Source organism: Flavobacterium sp. TS_SC_5 (assembly GCF_056156265.1).
Window position 1 is genome coordinate 590,359 of the sequence record NZ_CM149588.1, and the last position, 16,665, is coordinate 607,023.

General features: G+C 33.0%; 18 protein-coding genes. 4 read left to right on the forward strand and 14 right to left on the reverse strand.

Annotated features, from left to right (window positions below; all coding sequences use genetic code 11):
* Positions 1 to 17: 17 nt before the first annotated feature.
* From AC0J6S_RS02610 to AC0J6S_RS02625, 4 genes are all read right to left on the reverse strand, one after another.
* Entirely contained in the window at positions 18 to 2,597 is a 2,580-nt protein-coding gene (locus AC0J6S_RS02610) for a hypothetical protein (RefSeq protein WP_474955306.1), read from the reverse strand.
* Between the two features lie 3 nt (positions 2,598 to 2,600).
* Positions 2,601 to 3,251 (reverse strand): GLPGLI family protein, encoded by a 651-nt coding sequence (locus AC0J6S_RS02615; protein WP_474955307.1) that lies wholly within the window; start codon positions 3,249 to 3,251, stop codon positions 2,601 to 2,603.
* A gap of 11 nt (positions 3,252 to 3,262) precedes the next feature.
* Positions 3,263 to 4,027 (reverse strand): GLPGLI family protein, encoded by a 765-nt coding sequence (locus AC0J6S_RS02620; protein ID WP_474955308.1) that lies wholly within the window; start codon positions 4,025 to 4,027, stop codon positions 3,263 to 3,265.
* Positions 4,028 to 4,100: 73 nt separating this feature from the next.
* On the reverse strand, positions 4,101 to 4,226 hold the full coding sequence (locus AC0J6S_RS02625; RefSeq protein ID WP_474955309.1) for a hypothetical protein: 126 nt from the start codon (positions 4,224 to 4,226) through the stop codon (positions 4,101 to 4,103).
* A gap of 457 nt (positions 4,227 to 4,683) precedes the next feature.
* On the opposite strand from AC0J6S_RS02625, the gene AC0J6S_RS02630 reads away from it, so the two are divergent.
* Both AC0J6S_RS02630 and AC0J6S_RS02635 read left to right on the forward strand, forming a co-directional pair.
* Positions 4,684 to 5,337: a queuosine precursor transporter gene (locus AC0J6S_RS02630; protein ID WP_474955310.1), complete on the forward strand. Its 654-nt coding sequence runs from the start codon at positions 4,684 to 4,686 to the stop codon at positions 5,335 to 5,337.
* 3 nt (positions 5,338 to 5,340) lie between these two features.
* On the forward strand, positions 5,341 to 5,901 hold the full coding sequence (locus tag AC0J6S_RS02635; RefSeq protein WP_474955311.1) for a DNA-3-methyladenine glycosylase I: 561 nt from the start codon (positions 5,341 to 5,343) through the stop codon (positions 5,899 to 5,901).
* Positions 5,902 to 5,941: 40 nt separating this feature from the next.
* Here AC0J6S_RS02635 and aat read toward each other — a convergent pair whose 3' ends face one another.
* From aat to AC0J6S_RS02650, 3 genes are all read right to left on the reverse strand, one after another.
* The gene (gene aat, locus AC0J6S_RS02640) at positions 5,942 to 6,580 is read right to left on the reverse strand and encodes a leucyl/phenylalanyl-tRNA--protein transferase (RefSeq protein WP_474955312.1); all 639 of its coding nucleotides are present in this window, start codon (positions 6,578 to 6,580) and stop codon (positions 5,942 to 5,944) included.
* A gap of 103 nt (positions 6,581 to 6,683) precedes the next feature.
* Positions 6,684 to 7,064: a DUF3127 domain-containing protein gene (locus tag AC0J6S_RS02645; RefSeq protein WP_165152016.1), complete on the reverse strand. Its 381-nt coding sequence runs from the start codon at positions 7,062 to 7,064 to the stop codon at positions 6,684 to 6,686.
* A 24-nt stretch (positions 7,065 to 7,088) separates the two neighbouring features.
* Entirely contained in the window at positions 7,089 to 7,970 is an 882-nt protein-coding gene (locus tag AC0J6S_RS02650) for a flavin reductase family protein (protein WP_474955313.1), read from the reverse strand.
* A gap of 173 nt (positions 7,971 to 8,143) precedes the next feature.
* On the opposite strand from AC0J6S_RS02650, the gene AC0J6S_RS02655 reads away from it, so the two are divergent.
* Positions 8,144 to 9,292, forward strand: coding sequence for a sensor histidine kinase (locus AC0J6S_RS02655; RefSeq protein WP_474955314.1), 1,149 nt, complete (start codon positions 8,144 to 8,146; stop codon positions 9,290 to 9,292).
* On the opposite strand, the gene AC0J6S_RS02660 is transcribed toward AC0J6S_RS02655, so the two are convergent.
* The 3 genes from AC0J6S_RS02660 to greA all read right to left on the reverse strand — a co-directional run bounded on the left by AC0J6S_RS02660 (position 9,289) and on the right by greA (position 11,461).
* The gene (locus AC0J6S_RS02660) at positions 9,289 to 10,461 is read right to left on the reverse strand and encodes a transglutaminase domain-containing protein (protein ID WP_474955315.1); all 1,173 of its coding nucleotides are present in this window, start codon (positions 10,459 to 10,461) and stop codon (positions 9,289 to 9,291) included. The genes AC0J6S_RS02655 and AC0J6S_RS02660 overlap by 4 nt on opposite strands.
* A gap of 98 nt (positions 10,462 to 10,559) precedes the next feature.
* Positions 10,560 to 10,949: an HIT family protein gene (locus AC0J6S_RS02665; protein WP_474955316.1), complete on the reverse strand. Its 390-nt coding sequence runs from the start codon at positions 10,947 to 10,949 to the stop codon at positions 10,560 to 10,562.
* Between the two features lie 35 nt (positions 10,950 to 10,984).
* A complete protein-coding gene (gene greA, locus AC0J6S_RS02670; protein ID WP_474955317.1) occupies positions 10,985 to 11,461 on the reverse strand; it encodes a transcription elongation factor GreA in 477 nt (158 codons plus the stop codon).
* A gap of 162 nt (positions 11,462 to 11,623) precedes the next feature.
* Between greA and AC0J6S_RS02675 the strand changes: the two genes are divergently transcribed.
* A complete protein-coding gene (locus tag AC0J6S_RS02675; protein ID WP_165152021.1) occupies positions 11,624 to 12,037 on the forward strand; it encodes a Rieske (2Fe-2S) protein in 414 nt (137 codons plus the stop codon).
* On the opposite strand, the gene AC0J6S_RS02680 is transcribed toward AC0J6S_RS02675, so the two are convergent.
* Genes AC0J6S_RS02680 through AC0J6S_RS02695 form a run of 4 tightly spaced genes read right to left on the reverse strand, consistent with a single transcriptional unit; the run spans position 12,038 to position 16,531 of the window.
* On the reverse strand, positions 12,038 to 14,707 hold the full coding sequence (locus tag AC0J6S_RS02680; protein ID WP_474955318.1) for a TonB-dependent receptor: 2,670 nt from the start codon (positions 14,705 to 14,707) through the stop codon (positions 12,038 to 12,040).
* Positions 14,708 to 14,762: 55 nt separating this feature from the next.
* Positions 14,763 to 15,497 (reverse strand): GLPGLI family protein, encoded by a 735-nt coding sequence (locus AC0J6S_RS02685; protein ID WP_474955319.1) that lies wholly within the window; start codon positions 15,495 to 15,497, stop codon positions 14,763 to 14,765.
* 42 nt (positions 15,498 to 15,539) lie between these two features.
* Positions 15,540 to 16,238, reverse strand: a complete 699-nt coding sequence (locus tag AC0J6S_RS02690) for a GLPGLI family protein (protein ID WP_474955320.1) — start codon at positions 16,236 to 16,238, stop codon at positions 15,540 to 15,542.
* A 41-nt stretch (positions 16,239 to 16,279) separates the two neighbouring features.
* Positions 16,280 to 16,531 carry a hypothetical protein gene (locus tag AC0J6S_RS02695; protein ID WP_474955321.1) on the reverse strand — a complete coding sequence of 84 codons (252 nt, stop codon included), beginning with the start codon at positions 16,529 to 16,531 and terminating at the stop codon, positions 16,280 to 16,282.
* Positions 16,532 to 16,665 lie beyond the last annotated feature (134 nt).

Below are 16,665 nucleotides of genomic sequence, written 5' to 3' on the forward strand. Positions count from 1 at the left end.
TTGTGCTAAAATCAATACTACAGTGAATAATTAATCCCTACCATCACATATCCAGGTCTAATTGAAACTATAGATTCTGTGAAAAAGCTTTGATTAAATGAAGTTGAAATAAGTTGGCTTTTATTTAAGTTTAACACATTGTTTCCATTAAAAATAATCTTGAAATCTTTGGCAAAAACATACTGGATATTAGTATTAAGAAAGAAAGTCTTATTTGTGCTAAAACCAGAATCCTGATTATCCATTGTGAAACCCAAATCCCATTTCAATTTAGTATTATTTTTGCCGCGCAATGAAAGCGTAAGCTGATGGTTTTGAGTTGTATTAGTAAAATCAGTGATGCTTTGTTCTAAAGTTTTTCGAATAAAATTATAATCAACACCAAACTGAACAGCAGATTTTCTAAAATTAGATATCAATTGTAAACGATTCGTGAAGTTTTGAATTTCGAACTGATTATCAACACCATTGAATTGTGAAAACCCTATCGATTTTAAATAAAACAAGGTCGTTTTAATTGAAAAGGGTAAGCGCCTGAATTTCAAATCATACAATGCTAACCCCTTTATACTTTTTCTGTTTCTTGTAGTAATGGCGGTGGTTTCTGTAAAACCTGCATTATATTCAGTATTATTCGAAACTACATTTTGCTCTACATCATAGGATAAAGTGGAGAAAAGCACACTTTGATTCTTTGGATTTATACCAAAATATTGAAGCGAAAAAGTGTTCTTGGGTATCATTTGATTAAAACCGACTAAACTAGGCTTGACAAGAGTTTGAAAATCAAATACAAGATCCGTTTGCTGGACCTGATTCACTGAAGGTACTTGATGGCCTAGTGCATAACTAAACGATATTTTATTTAAACCTGATAAAGTGTAAGCCAAACTCAAGTTGGGTTCATACCTGATAAATGCATTTTCCGTCTCTTGAAATTGACTGTTTACAGCCGTGGAAGTAAAACCTAGAATTGAATACAATTTAGGATGCCATTTTTTTGTCCACGAAAAATTAGTTTGGATAGATTGTCGCTGTAAGTTTAAACCAATATCATTATTGTCATCCTGAAACACAGAACTATTAAATCTGGACTGCTGCGACAAAAAGTTTATTTTTAAAGAAAAAACATTTGATTTTTTGGTGATTGTAAATGCATTGTTCAAACTAATATTGACCTCTTGATTCTTTTGATTTTGATTAATCGCATCATGCGAGCTATCGAACAAGTTTTGTTGAGAAAATAAATCCACTTTTTGACGGTTGTCATCCATAGAATGCCGAGCTGTAAACTTATAATCAATGGTTTTGAGAAGCGTAGATTGCACTTTTGCGACATGAGCAAAACTAAAATTAATATTACTTTTACTATACTGTAATTCGTTTACTGAGCGCAGTAAATCCTGATTGTCCTCATCACCATTTGGTGTAAATCCGACAACATAGGATATAAATGTGGTTTTAGATTTATTAAACTCCCATTTTAGAGAACTATTATTGAGACTGTAGGTTGCAGCTTTATTTTCTAAAAACGAATACTGGCTTTGAGTTTCTCCTATATTAGTTTGAAGTCTTGCATTTTCCTCAATAATATTAGTTTTGTTAAAAATATTTGACACCGTAATTTTAGAACGTTTACCCAACAGGCTGGTGTAATTTAGCCCAATAAACGCATTTTTTTTATCTTTAATAAAAGCGTTTGGATTTAAAAAAGTAGGCGTTTCAACGGATTTAAATTCGCCATTTTCACTTTCCACGTCAGACACTACGCGCATTTCATTATAATCTTCCCTAGAAATTGGTGTTTTAGCAATAGTATTGTAATCCGAAATAATAGCAAGATTTCCCTTTTTGAAGAATTTAAAGGAATTAGAATGAAAGCGAAAAGAGGTATTCAAACCTGCGGCGAATTCAAGATCGGTAATCCACTTATTCTTATAACTATCTTTTGTTTTAAGGTTTAAAGCAATACCTTTTTGTCCTCCACTCGCATTTGCAAAACCGGAATAAACAGTTAACAAATCAATGCCTTCAATCATATCGGCATCAATATTTTGGGTAGCCATTTGATGCTTGTTCCCAAAAAATTCATTTCCGTCAACCAGAATGTTATCAATTTGTTGTCCTTTGTAAAGCACCTTTCCATCTTGGTCAATTTCTAGACCGGGAAGTTTTTTTATGACATCCTCAATTTTATTCTCCGTACCATCAACCACTACTTTCAAGTTATACGAAATAGTATCTTCCTTAATTCGCATAATTTTGGGCCTGCTTGTGATCACTACATTTTCAAGTTTATTTACTTCTTCTTTTAAAACAAACTCAAAATCTTCTCCTTTAAAAATAACAATAGCATTGTAAATGGCTACAAAACCCAGTTTACTAATCTTGAAATTATACTCCCCTGAAGCAATTTGCTTTTCTAAAAATCCATTTTCATTTGTTGTTCCAAAACTAATTTGATTATTGTTTTGACTTACAATAACAATTGCCCTAGAAACAGGCAAATTATTTTCATCAACAACTTTAACACGAATGGTGTTTTGTGAAAAAAGTAAAACAGGAAATAGAAGAAAGAATAAATAATTAAAATTCAACTTTTAAATTTTAAAAAAGTTAGCAATAATAGGTTGATTCATTTTCACTTTTACAGCCTTGGCAAAAGTAGGTCCATAATTATATTCTAATACGACTCCATTTATAAAAGGAAGTGCTGTAGGACTAGCAATCACTTTCAGTTCCTTAGTAAAATACACCGTTAATATTTGATTTTTATAGGTAGTCACTGCCTCATGACAAGTATATCCTAAAATTTTCTTTTGTTTGTTTGTGATTTTCCATTGAGCAACTGGAAGTTTTTTTGATAGAAACTCCTTTTTTACTTGAGTAACATACGTATTTGTTTTGGAATCTTTCACCATTCTCACTTCTGAAAAAGAAACCGACGTAGACATGTCTTTTGTAAATAAAACACCTTCTTTAGCTCCTTTTGTATTAACAACACCCTTATCAATAACCTCTTTATCCGAATGTTTAGATTCAATATAGACCTTGTTATTTTGAATAGACATATAAGATTCTCTCTTTACACCTTGTAATTGTTTAACAAATTTATCCCTTAAATGCTCAGGCACACCCTTTAAACTCTCTCCTTTAATTACCATGTGCTCTTCAAATACAATTTTGATGTTTTTTTGAGAATAACTGCTTGTAAAAAATAAAAAAGCAATAATGAAAAAAGCTTTACTCATATAGTGTAGATTTAGTTTTTAATTTGAACCGAATTCGTACTATGTTTTCCGCCATTCTCTTCTGTATAAGATTTAGGCTTAAGGACTTCCTGTTTCATTTTAATCAGCTCAGCCTCACTAATAAATAATACTTTTTTATTAAATGAATCAATTTCAATTATTTTATCAAAAAATTCAATTTTAGTTACATAAACTACTTTCTTCTTTGACTCTATACTTAAAACCAAACCTGGTATTGTACTCATCAAAAAAGGGCCATCTATAACAGGAATCTCTTGAGTATACCAATACTGTATGGTATCATTAGCGCCAGAAAGGGAATAAGCAGACATACAAGTGTATCCATCAATAACTTTGACTCTTTTGTCATATTTCAACTCTTCTATTGAAAATAACTTTTCGGTATAATACTCTTTACCTTCCACTTCAGTGCTCGAAATATTAGATTGTTTTAAAAAATCTTTTAGAATCCAAACCTTGAATGGTTTAATGACAGTGCCTTTATTCATGGAAGTAGCATTATTAGCTTCTTTTGAAGCAATTACCTGCTCCTTCAGATCTAAACTTTTAAACAACGAGAAATTTCCGTTATTTATGAGTTCAAATTTATTTGGTTTACTTAAAACAACCCTAAAATCTTCACGATCTTGCTCCGGTAGTTGACTAAAAAAAGCATCTGAATAAAATATATTTTGCTCATAACTTACCTTGATACTTTTTTGAGCAAAGGATACATTAAAAAAAGTGAAAGCAATTAATAATATAATATGTTTCATAAAATTTATTTTTATAATTGAGTGGCGTCCCACTCAAAAGTAATTAACACTCAGATTTTATACTGTAAAACTTTTAAAAACAAACTGTAAACTCCAATTTATGAAAAGTCAATGTCATTCCACCTTCACCATCGCTTTCACCGTCAGCCCACCTATAGGTCACTGTCACGCAACCATCAGAAAGATCTTGATCCTCCATTGTAATTACTGTCTCAGTTTTTGACTCCTTTTTTGGTTCCGCTTTGTTTCCTTCCTCTTATGTGTTAGCGAACGAAGTTAAAGAAAAGGCAACTACTAAAGTTGCACTTAATAAGAATTTTTTCATAATTTTAAAATAATTTGGTTAAATACTTACTGAATTATTCAGCAAGTGGTTTTGGACGTCCGGGAACAAAGCAAAAAAAAAACAATATAACCTAATAAATGTACTACAAATAAATAAATAATTACAAAATTATTCTTACAATACTGAAAACACTAGGGTTTATAACACTTTTGTAATTAGCAACTTATACGATAACGTTTCTTAAAACGATAGAAACACCAGACTCCTAAAACCTATAAGTACTTCTAGCTAAAAAACCATAGCTAAATTTATACGAGTCGCATTATTTTAAAAAAATTAAAACCCTAAATTTGAAATTTAATTTTCATTTATGTTCAAAACCAAAAAAGAGCTTGTCTTTGTTATTCTAGCCGGAATCTTTATCACTAATGCTGTTACTGCAGAACTCATTGGTGGGAAACTGATACAAATAGGTCCCTTTGTAATGAGCATCGGTATTTTACCTTGGCCTATTGTTTTCCTGACAACTGATTTAATCAATGAATATTTTGGAGAAAAAGGAGTAAAGAAATTGTCTCTAATCACAGCTGGTTTGATCGCCTATTCCTTCCTTATTTTACTTTTCGCGATCAATATTCCCGCAGCAAAAGGAATAAGCCCAGTCAACGATGAGCAGTTTTTTGCAGTTTTTGGACAAAGCATGTGGATTATCGTTGGAAGTATCATTGCATTTCTAGTTTCACAATTGATTGATGTAACTGTTTTTTGGTTTTTTAAAAACCGAACCGGGAATAAAAAAATATGGCTAAGAGCTACGGGATCAACAATTATTTCGCAATTATTCGATTCTTTTATTGTTTTGGGAATTGCTTTTTGGTTACCTGGAAAAATAAATTTTGATACTTTTATCACATCTGCATTAACAGGCTATACTTTTAAACTCGGAATTGCCATTCTCCTGACGCCATTAATATACTTAGGTCATTATGGTATAAAAAATTATTTAGCCTCTGAAAAAGAATAAAACATGGAAGAAAAAACAAGATGTAAATGGTGCGTTGGAATTGATATTTACAAAAAATACCATGACGAAGAATGGGGCGTTCCAGTTTATGAAGACCAAAAATTATTTGAATTCTTAATCTTAGAAACTTTCCAAGCGGGACTAAGTTGGATTACAATCCTAAAAAAGAGAGAAAATTTCCAATTGGCTTTTGATGATTTTGACTATAAAAAAGTAGCCCTTTATACCGAAGATAAAATTCAGGAATTGTTATTAGACGCCGGAATCATCCGCAATAAATTAAAGGTTCGCGCTGCCGTTTCGAATGCCGCAGCCTTTATGAAAATACAAGAAGAATTTGGAAGTTTTTCAAATTACATTTGGAAATTTACTGATGGAAAACCCATTCAAAACAACCGACAATCCTTAAAAGAAGTTCCTGCAACTACTCCGCTATCAGACGAAATCAGTAAAGATTTAAAAAAACGCGGATTCAAATTCGTTGGTTCCACCGTGATTTATGCACATATTCAAGCCACCGGAATGGTTGATGATCACGTAGCCGATTGTTGGAAGAAAAGTTAATTGAAGCAAGATAGAATCATAAAAAATCAAATTCTGAAGATTATTTACTTTTCAGAATTTTCATAAAATCAAATCTTTCGATTTCCCTACAACCTAAACTTTCAAGATGCGGATTATAAACCTGACAATCCAGAAGTTTGTAATTTTCTACTTTTAATTGGTGAACCAAAGCTATAAAAGCTACTTTAGAAGCATTAGAAACTTTTGAAAACATACTTTCACCACAAAAGATGTGACCTAAATCAATTCCATATAAACCCCCGACCAAAACGGCATCTTGCCAAACCTCAACTGATTTTGCTATCCCTAACTCATGCATTTTACAATAGGCCTCAATCATATCATTGGTAATCCAAGTTCCGTTTTGGCCATCACGTTCTATGTTTTGACAATTAGAAATTACGTCTCTGAAATTTTGATTGAAAGTAACCTTAAAACTATTCCGATTTAGAATGTTTCGCATACTTTTAGAAACTATCAATTCATCCAGAAACAAAACCATTCTTGGGTTTGGTGACCACCACATAATAGGTTCACCATCTTCAAACCAAGGAAAGATCCCGCTTTTGTAAGCAAGTTGTAAACGTTTGGGAGATAAATCACCACCAATGGCTAAAATTCCATCGCGGTTGGCCTGGTCAATAGGAGGAAAAAATAAGGCTTGAGATAAATAATACATTTTTTAATTTCAAAAATCAATGGCAATTTCAAAAAAATAAAAAAGTCAGAAATTCAAGTAAAAACTTAAACTTCTGACTTCTAACTTTTAATTTTTTTATGTCTTAGAATGGTAAATCGTCTGCTTCTTCTTCGTTTAAGTTTGTTGCTGGCGCAAATGCTTCAGCAGCCGGCATTGGAGGCATTTGCGCAGCAGAAGGAGCATCAGCTTGCAATTTTCCAATTCTCCATCCTTGAATAGTATTGAAATAAACTGTTTCCCCTTGAGGATTTGTCCATTCTCTACCTCTAAGATTAATATCAATTTTTACTGGCTCACCTACTTGAAAACTGTTCAATAAGTCACATTTATCTTGAACAAACTGAACTAGAATATGTTGTGGATACTGCTCATCAGTTGTAACAACTACATCTCTTTTTTTGAAACCTCCAGATCCAACTTCTTTAGTTTGATCGATCATTTTAATTTTTCCTGTAACTTCCATCTTCTCTGTTTTAATTGTTTTGTTCTATCTTTTTTTCTCTGCCAAAAGTACTTTCCATGCGGAAGAAACATCATTGGCATTCAAATATTTTTTGGCTTCAAGATGCACTTTATCAGCATCATCGGAACTTAAAACTCCTTTTACTGCAAAATTCTGTTGCACAAATATACTAACTTCTTCTAATGTAGGCAAGGCTTCTACATTCCCCAACATGCCTAAATCATTTCCGTTAAAAACCGAACTTTCTTTTATAAAATTTGGAATGGCATCCACTCCAATTCCTAATGTAGACAATGGTTTTGGCACTTCAAAAAGCCCTTGGTTTGATCTGGAATACCAATTGCCACCTAATCTGGAAACCAAGTCAATTTTGTATTGATCAATTGTGCCATTTTCGTCTAAAACAGATTCGTCAATATGAATTCTCAAGACTTCACAAAGCACTAAATTTCCAGCTCCTCCTTCTGTTCCCAATGGAATAATCTGAGTGACTTTGCATTCAAATTGAACCGGTGATTCTTTCACTCGAAAAGGTTTCACCACTTCTGAAGCAATCGGCGTCAAGCCTGATTTTAAAAACTCATCCACACCATCCGCATACTCCGTACTGGCCAGAGAAATCTGTTGAACCATGTCATAATTCACAACATTGATAACCACTTCTCCAGTGGCTTCGGCATTGATTAATGTGTGTTTAATCGAATTGTCACGAACGCGTCTTGCAGGCGAAAATATCAAAATCGGAGGATTTGCACTGAACACATTAAAGAAACTAAAAGGCGATACATTCGGATTCCCTTCCGCATCCATCGTACTGGCAAAAGCGATAGGTCTTGGCCCAACAGAGCTCTGCAGATAACCTTGTAATTTAGCCGTTTCAATACTTTTAGGATCAATCGTAATCATATTTTTTATTTTTTTTCTGAAGATACAAAAGTAGACAAATCGAATCATTTTTTGAAGGAGTACAACAAATTAGACTAAAATTATCCGTGGATTTATTCTAAAAAAAATTCTTTGACTAAAACTAAAATACTACAGCATTTATTTCGTTATATTTATAATTCAAATTTTCATTTATGCAGTTTTCTGAAAGAAGAAATACAACCCGTTGGATTATAATTTTTGCCTCTTTTTTAATCATTTCACTGATACTTTGGAACACTTACACCTTTTTTCAAATCTTCAAAAATGAAGAACGATTAAAAATGAATCTTTGGGCCCAAGCCCAAAAAACACTGATTAATGCTGGGGAAAATACCGATGTTGAATTGCCTCTTCAAATTTTTAGTGACAACACTTCAATTCCTATTATACTTACAGAAAATGACAGCATCATAAATACCGTAAATATTGAAGAAGCTATTGTAAAAAACAAAAAAAAGGCTTTCGCTTTTTTGCATGATTTAAAAAGTGAAAATGAGCCCATTGTCATTGAATATGTCCCGGGGAAATTTCAGAAACTTTATTACGGAAACTCGGCTTTACTGAATAAATTAAAATATTACCCCGTTGCTTTAGTGCTGATTATTGTGCTTTTTGGCGGATTAGTTTACAATTTTTACCGCAGTACCAAAATGGCGACGCAAAACAAACTTTGGGCCGGTATGGCTAAGGAAACCGCACACCAAATAGGAACGCCGCTTTCTTCCTTGATTGGTTGGGTCGAACTTTTAAAATCTGAAAATGTGGACGAAAGCACCACTTTTGAAATTGAAAAAGACATTGAACGTTTGCAAACCATTACCGATCGTTTTTCGAAAATAGGTTCGGAACCCAAATTAGAAAATAAAGACATCGTTGCAGAAACGCTTCAGTCTTACGACTATTTGCAATCTCGATTCTCCAAACAAATAGAGTTTTCGTTCAAAGCACCAAAATCGCCAATTATGGTGTCTCTGAATCCCACTTTACACAGTTGGACGATCGAGAATTTGGTGAAAAACGCTATCGATGCGATGAAAGGAAAAGGAAAATTAGCTTTAGAAATTGAGCAAGAAGGCCACTATGTAAAAATAAACGTTTCAGATACAGGCGGTGGAATTCAGAAAAAACAATTCAAAAGCATTTTTGAACCTGGTTTTACCACCAAAAAACGAGGTTGGGGATTAGGCCTTTCATTAACCAAAAGAATCGTAGAAGAATACCATAAAGGAATTATAAAAGTGCTGAATTCCGAAATTGGAAAAGGAACAACGATGCAAGTCAGTTTTAAAAAAATAATTTAGTTTAACGGAACACCAAACCAGGTAACTTTAGAAAACATAGTTTTTCTAACTATTCTAGACTTGCTCAAATAATTTTTTACAAAAAACGAGTGTTCTTCGGCTTGCGCCAAAGCAGCTCCAATTGATTTTTTAATCGATTCCACATTAGATGTATTTTGACTGCCAACAGAACCCACGCTGTAAATATTGTTCTGGCAATTGACCAGTTTCTCTTTTGGTGTTTCAATCATGCTGCTAATTTCATCATCTGATAAAGCAGGTTTGAACTTATTGTTTCTGTAATGAATAAAATCATTCAATAGAATAACTGCCAGATTCATTTCATTCACAATGGTATTCAATTTTTCAATATTTGTATTTTGTCGCAGATAAGTTAACTGTTGCTTTTTTCCTTCGTAACGCTCCAAAATCATGGCGTTTTTCAATCCATTTTTCTCCATTCTTTCTGCCGAAGCAAATAATTGATCCTCCTCAGATAATGCATTATATTTGATGATTTCTTTCTCGAAATCAAAGTATTTCTTAGTTTTATTGATTTGAATTTTCCCTTCATAAAACTCATTATTGGTAATAGGATAATTAGAAAATTGCCACAAATAGTCAAATGGAATATGGGAAGAAATTATTGTAGAAGGAACTGCCTTAAAATAATAATTGTTTAATTTTTTTAAAAACCTTCCATTATTAACATAACCAGAACCCCAAGTTGGATCAAATATATACCACTTTTTATCAACTTTTGCAGCGACCCAAGCGTGAGCTAATTCACTTACTTTTCCGTTTTGCTTTGTATAGCCTTCAATTATATAGGATTGAATTCCTGTTTTTTGCGAAAGCTCATTGAAAACCACTGCATAATGAATACAAACCCCTTTTTTAGTTCTTAACGTCTTTGCGATTTGTTCCTGTGCGGTTTCATTGAAATTTACGGAAAACATATTAGCAACATCATAACTGATGTTGGATGCGGTCCAATAATAAATCGCTCGAATTTTATCCGTTTCTGTTTTGAAATTAGCGTTGATATAGTTTGCAATTGCTTGTGTAGAAGTTGTTGTATTTGCAGGAATTGCTGTCATTTTAGCATCAACCTCAGCATATCCAGAATTTGCTTGTCCAAAACCAAGCAAGGAGAAAAAGAAAGAAAACAACAAAAAAATGTTTTTCATAGTATACAATGTAGGCTTCATAAATTAGAAAAGGGAACAGGTTCACACCTATTCCCTTTTAAACGAAAACCATACCAAAATATTTTATTTAAAAAAATCTATAAATTAATTTTTATGCTTGCCGCCAAAGCTTCAAATTCGTCTTTGGTCAACGTTACTTTATTTTGAAAACGCATTTCATCCATTTCATTCAACGGAATCAAATGAACATGCGCATGAGGAACTTCAAGTCCTACAACTGCCATTCCAATTCTTTTGCAAGGAACTGTTTTTTCAAGTGCTACTGCAATTTTCTTAGAAAATTGCATTAACCCAATGTACAAAGAGTCTTCCATCTCAAAAATCTTATCGATTTCTTGTTTTGGAATACAAAGTGTATGTCCTTTTGCGTTTGGATTTACATCCAAAAAAGCCAAGAAGTTTTCATCTTCAGCGATTTTGTAGCATGGAATTTCTCCTTTTATAATTTTTGTAAATATACTTGACATTATGCAATTGATTAATTGTTTAAACCTTCAATTGTTTAGTCGCGAGATATTTCCAAAATTTCGAATTTCAAAACACCATTCGGAACTGTGATTTCAGCAAATTCACCTACTGATTTTCCTAATAAACCTTTTCCAATTGGTGAGGTCACCGAGATTTTTCCGGTTTTTAAATCGGCTTCACTTTCTGCAACTAACGTATAGGTCATTTCCGTTCCGTTTGTTTGATTCTTGATTTTGACATTGGATAAAACCAATACTTTAGAAAGATCTAAATGAGATTCATCAATTAATCTGGCGTTAGAATGCACTTCTTCCAGTTTAGCAATACGCATTTCAAGCATTCCTTGTGCTTCCTTAGCCGCATCATATTCGGCATTCTCTGAAAGATCGCCTTTATCTCTTGCTTCAGCTATGTCAGCTGAAGCTTTTGGACGCATTACGCTCTTTAAATAATCCAATTCTTCTCTTAATTTTTTTAACCCTTCTGCTGTGTAATACGATACTGTACTCATAAATTCTTTATTTATATAAATAGAAAAAATCCCATCAGGACGGGATTTCTTTCCACAAAGATATTATTATTTTTTTTTCGTCGATAAATATATGTTAATCATATATAATTCAAAGTTAAATAAATTAAATTTGTTTCGCTAATACTTTGACACTATTTTAAAATGAAAAAATACGCACTTCTTTTTCTTATTATTCCATTCTTTTTATCGTGTAGTGATTCCGGTATAAACAACTCTAATCCATTTGTTCCAAATTATACTTTCACAATAGATGTCAATCTGAATTTACCTGCGTATTCTAATTTGAAATTCGTTAGTAATGCAGTTTATATTTCTGGAATAGGCGCACGAGGTTTGATTATTTTTAATACTGGCAGCGGCTACAATGCTTTTGATGCTGCTTGCCCCAACCAAACGATTAGCGCTTGTTCTACGATGACCATAAATGGTATAAATGCTGTTTGTGGCTGCGATAATTCTGAATACAGCTTATTCACCGGACAAGGACCTTTACAATACCCATTGAAACAATACCGAGTTCAGGTTAATGGAAATGTGCTTCGGGTTTATAATTAATTACAATTTATAACTCACTGAGAACAAAAATACACGCGGCAGTACAAAAGTAGTTCGCTCGCTGATTAAATAATCCGAAAAAGAATAATCGTTTTTGACTTTGTTGTCGAGTAGATTATTGACGATTACCTCAAATCCAAAAGGACTGTTCTTTTTTTGATAGCGCAACGAAGTATTGGCGATGTCGTAAAAATTACTTTGCTTGTTGTTGTTGGTATTTTTTAAATTTTCGTAACTGCATTTGAACGTCCAAAATTTTGCGATGGTAATGTCAAAATCAGACGTAATCGCATCGGTTTGAAACTGAGATTGGGTCAAGCCAGAAAACTGACTAAAGCCTTTGTTGTATCCCACACTAAAACCCGGCCATTTTTTATGTGCAGTACGCAGGACAACACCCACTCTTTGATTGTTTCTATTGTTTAAAGTTTCTGTATTATTTAGCGTTTGAAAATATTTAAACCAACTAAAATTAGTATTGAACCTCAAGTTAAAACGGTATATTTTTTTGCTGAAAGAACCGTTTACATTGTAATTCGTCTCGGGATTATCACTTAAAATTGGGGTATTAAACTGATTGATACCGTCTAATTGAATTTCGTTACGGATGGTTCTTACTTTTTGATTCCAACTCGCCATGGCGTTCCAAGTAATCCCACGATACAAGTTAGTTTTCGTGTAACGCAGGTTGGCGTTGTGGTAGCGCTCGTTTTGCAATAAGGCATTTCCTTTGTAAACCAAGTTATAATTTTGCAAGGTAAACTGCTCGGCTAGTTGCATAGCTTGCGGAAAACTATTCTCTAGTTTATAAACAAAACTTAAAGTTTCTGATTTGTTAAACTCATAATCGCTGTTCCATTGTGGTTGCAAAAGTGTTTTAGTAAGTGCTCGCTCTCCTGACTTTTGCTCTGTAGTTAAATGATACCAATGCGCGTACAATCCCGGTTTATTGGTCCATTTTCCTATTCTGAATTTGTACTCTAAACCTACATAAACATCATTCAATTGGTATTTTATCGAGTTCCCAAAACCAGCCAAAGCAAAATCATTGATGGTTCCGTTACTTAGTAATTGCTGCTCTGTAGTTTCTAAGCGGGAATTACCATAATTATTCCCCACATTGGTATACAAGTGATTGAAATTATTGATAATCCAATAATGTTTAAAAAGCGCATCAACGCTATTGGTTTTAACATTTTTTACTTGTTCAAGGCAGTACGAACTGTCGTCTTGCAAGGGAATTAGTTCCGCCAAGAAAGGCTGATCAGTAAACCAGTTGGTTCGTGGCGTATTGTAATCGTATGCTTGATTGATTACTAAAGTAGTTGTGTGTTTTAGATTGTAACTTTTGTGCCACTCGATGTATTGTTTTATGGCGATATTATCAGCTTCGTTGAGTGTTTCAAAAATACTCGCATTCACATTGGTAATCGAGTTGATGGTGTTTGAAATGGAATTATTACTCGACTGGTATTGTCCGTTGTAGTACCATTTTTCTTTAGCGCTAGGCGAATAATCGAGTTTGATATTGCCAATTCCCAGAACGGAGCGATTCGTTCCATCTTGCAGTCGGTTTTCAAAAGCAATGGCACTGTTTTGCAAATACTCATTTTTACTTTCGGTTTGCGATGCCGTCAACACTTTTGAAAAAATAGAAAAGCCAGAAATAGAAAGTTTTGATGAGGTATCGTGGCTAAAATTAAACGCGCCAAATTGGGACGTATTCTGAACCACATCTTGGTTGTCATTGGCGAAAGAATATAAATTCGTGAGTGATTTTCGACCCGATAGAAAAGTGCTCATGCCACCACCAAAACGCATTAAATCATCAAAAGTAAAGGTGCGTTTTCCGATGTTGTTTAAATCGCCTATAAAACTTAGGTTCGTTTTAGGAGCATAATAAAACAAAGCGGCGTGGGCAAGATAAAAACCATTATCGGCATTGCCTACTTCGGCACCAGCCTCAACATCGCCAAAAACGAATTTCTTTTTATCGGCTTTGAGTTTTACATTAATGGCCAGTTCATCACTATCCGAAACCTGCTTCATAAAACCCACTTCGTTAAAATGATCTATAACTTCAATTTTATCCAGCGCATCAGCCGGGATATTTTCAACCGCAAGTTTAGAGCCGCCACCAAAAAAAGACTTACCCTCAACTAGCATTTTAGTGACTTTTTTACCTTGTACGGTAACTCCTCCGTTTTTATCAACTTCAACACCGGGAAGTTTTTGGAGGATTTCTTTCATTTTGCGTTCGTTGCCGTTTGCAAAACTCTTAACGTCAAACGTCATCGTGTCTTTTTTGATCACTATGGGTTTGAAATCGTGTTTGATTACAATTTCTTTGAGTATTTCTCCGGTAGGTTTGAGTTTAAAATCGTGTGTAGTAACCACAGCATCAGCCTCGAGGATAAATACTTCCTCTACAAACCCAATGTATGAAACGGTAATTTCATACTTCACTGCTTTTTCCAGCTCTAAGCGGTAGCGTCCTTTATTATCAGCAATAGCAAATTTTAAGCTTGCTTTTTCTTGTAAGGGTTTAGCAAGGACGTTTGCTGACTCTAATGGTTTGTTACTGTCCTCAGCCACCACACCTGTGATGGAGCGCGATTGAGAGAAACTTAAACTTGTATACAAAAGAAAAAATAGAAGGGTTTTGTGCATTGAAATTAATTCTAATTTACACTAATAATGATTTAAAGGATTTGCATTTTTTTCGTTATTGGGAGTTTTTTTCTTTTTCTCGTTTTTTACCAATTAATACACCTCCCAGCGAAGATTCAAGTTTTTTCTCATATTCTTCTTTGGATATTGCTTTGCCCTTTGGGAAGTATATTTTTTGATCATCTCTTATAAGTTCAATATTTTTCGCACTATATACAGTTTTTTTCTCATGTAATTCTAAAATTAAACCTGGTAATCCATGAAAATTTTTAGGCCCATAAGGATATGGCAGTTGAGGTGCAAACCAAGCAATAATCTCTTCTATTTTGGTTTCTCCCTGTCTATTTATGAAAGTTCTTTTTAAAATACCTTCATAACACAAATAAGATCCAATTAACTTTGAATTTGTTGTTAAAGTCCAATTTGAAGATAAATTTTCATCCTTTACTATCAGCCCATCTTCTTTTCTGATATATTCAATTTGTTCTTTCTTGTTAAAGTAAATCTCATCTGCAGAAGTAAATGCTAATTTTGCAATGGTATTTATTTGCTCTTCATAGGCTGATAAAGTAATCATACTTTCAGTGCTTTTAAAACTAGAACTTGAAGAATTAAATAATAATTGAAATTCTTGCAGATTGGCATTTTTTAATAAATTCTCAATAAAAACTTTTTGTTCCGTTTTAACGCTGTTTGCAGATGGACTAACTTGTATAGCATAAAGAACCTTTCCTGACTGACCTTGAACTAAATTTACCAATAACAAAAATAGTAGCAAATATTTTTTCATTTATTTTAGAATAAAGATTTAAAAAAGAACTTTTTTTAAATATTAAAAATTATTTTTTCTAAATTTCTTTTCCATTATTTCATCTAATTCCTTTTCTGTAACTATTTTGTAGTCTTTCATATTAACTAATACTGGTGCTTTAGTTTGATTTAGATCTATTTTTTTTACACCAAAAAGAACATTTCTAACCTGCAATTCCAAAATTAAGCCTGGTAAATTTCCATAACCATTTGGTCCAAACGCAAGTGGTATTTTTGGGCAATACCACGCTATAACCGGAAACTTAAAAGTACCATTTTCGTTAATAATCGTTTTCACAGCAGTAGCTTTAAAACATAGAAAATCTTGAATTTCTTTAGTTTCATTTACCAAAACCCAGTCACTAGGTTCATTTTTTAATAAATAATTTCCGAAACCCTTTTCAATTTCAGAATATGAAACTTCTTTTGATTGATAAACTGCTCCTTTATATCCAGATGCTATAACGGTGCTTTGAGTACTATTATCGCCTACAACAACCCCATTAATTATAGTAAAAATAGAATTTTGACCATTAAATGTTAAATTAAAACTTAAATTTTTTGCGTTATATACAGCTTCAGAATATAATCTTTTGAATGGACCATTCTCTTTTAATCCTTCTAACATTTCTATATTAATGCCGTATTCGATCGTTCCGTTTTTTATTTGTCCAAGACAAGAAACGGAACAAAATAATATTATGATATAAATTGATTTCATGTTTTACTAAAATTTGCCTCTTTTAAAAGAGAGCCATTAAACTAAAATGATTGCTCTGCCATACAATCTCCCCAAGCTCTTGCTCCAAAATAATAGGAATCCCAATAAGAACATCTATTTGACCTACATTTATTGAACGCCGAGCTCTGTGCATCTTCACAATTACAAAAAACCTCTTTAGTCGCAACCTCTTCATTAAATTCAAAAACTTCTTGAATTACAACATTTTCTTTTGCCATTGCAGCTCCACTAAATGCCACCACTGCTAAAGCGGTAAATACTAATTTCTTCATTTTTAAATTGGTTTAAATTTATATTATTTTTTTGGTTAACCAAGTCAAATATCAAAAAAACTGATTTAAAGAATTTACTTTCATTTTTAACTAAAAATTACCAAGTTTTAGCTTTCAAGCTCTTTTTTAACTCA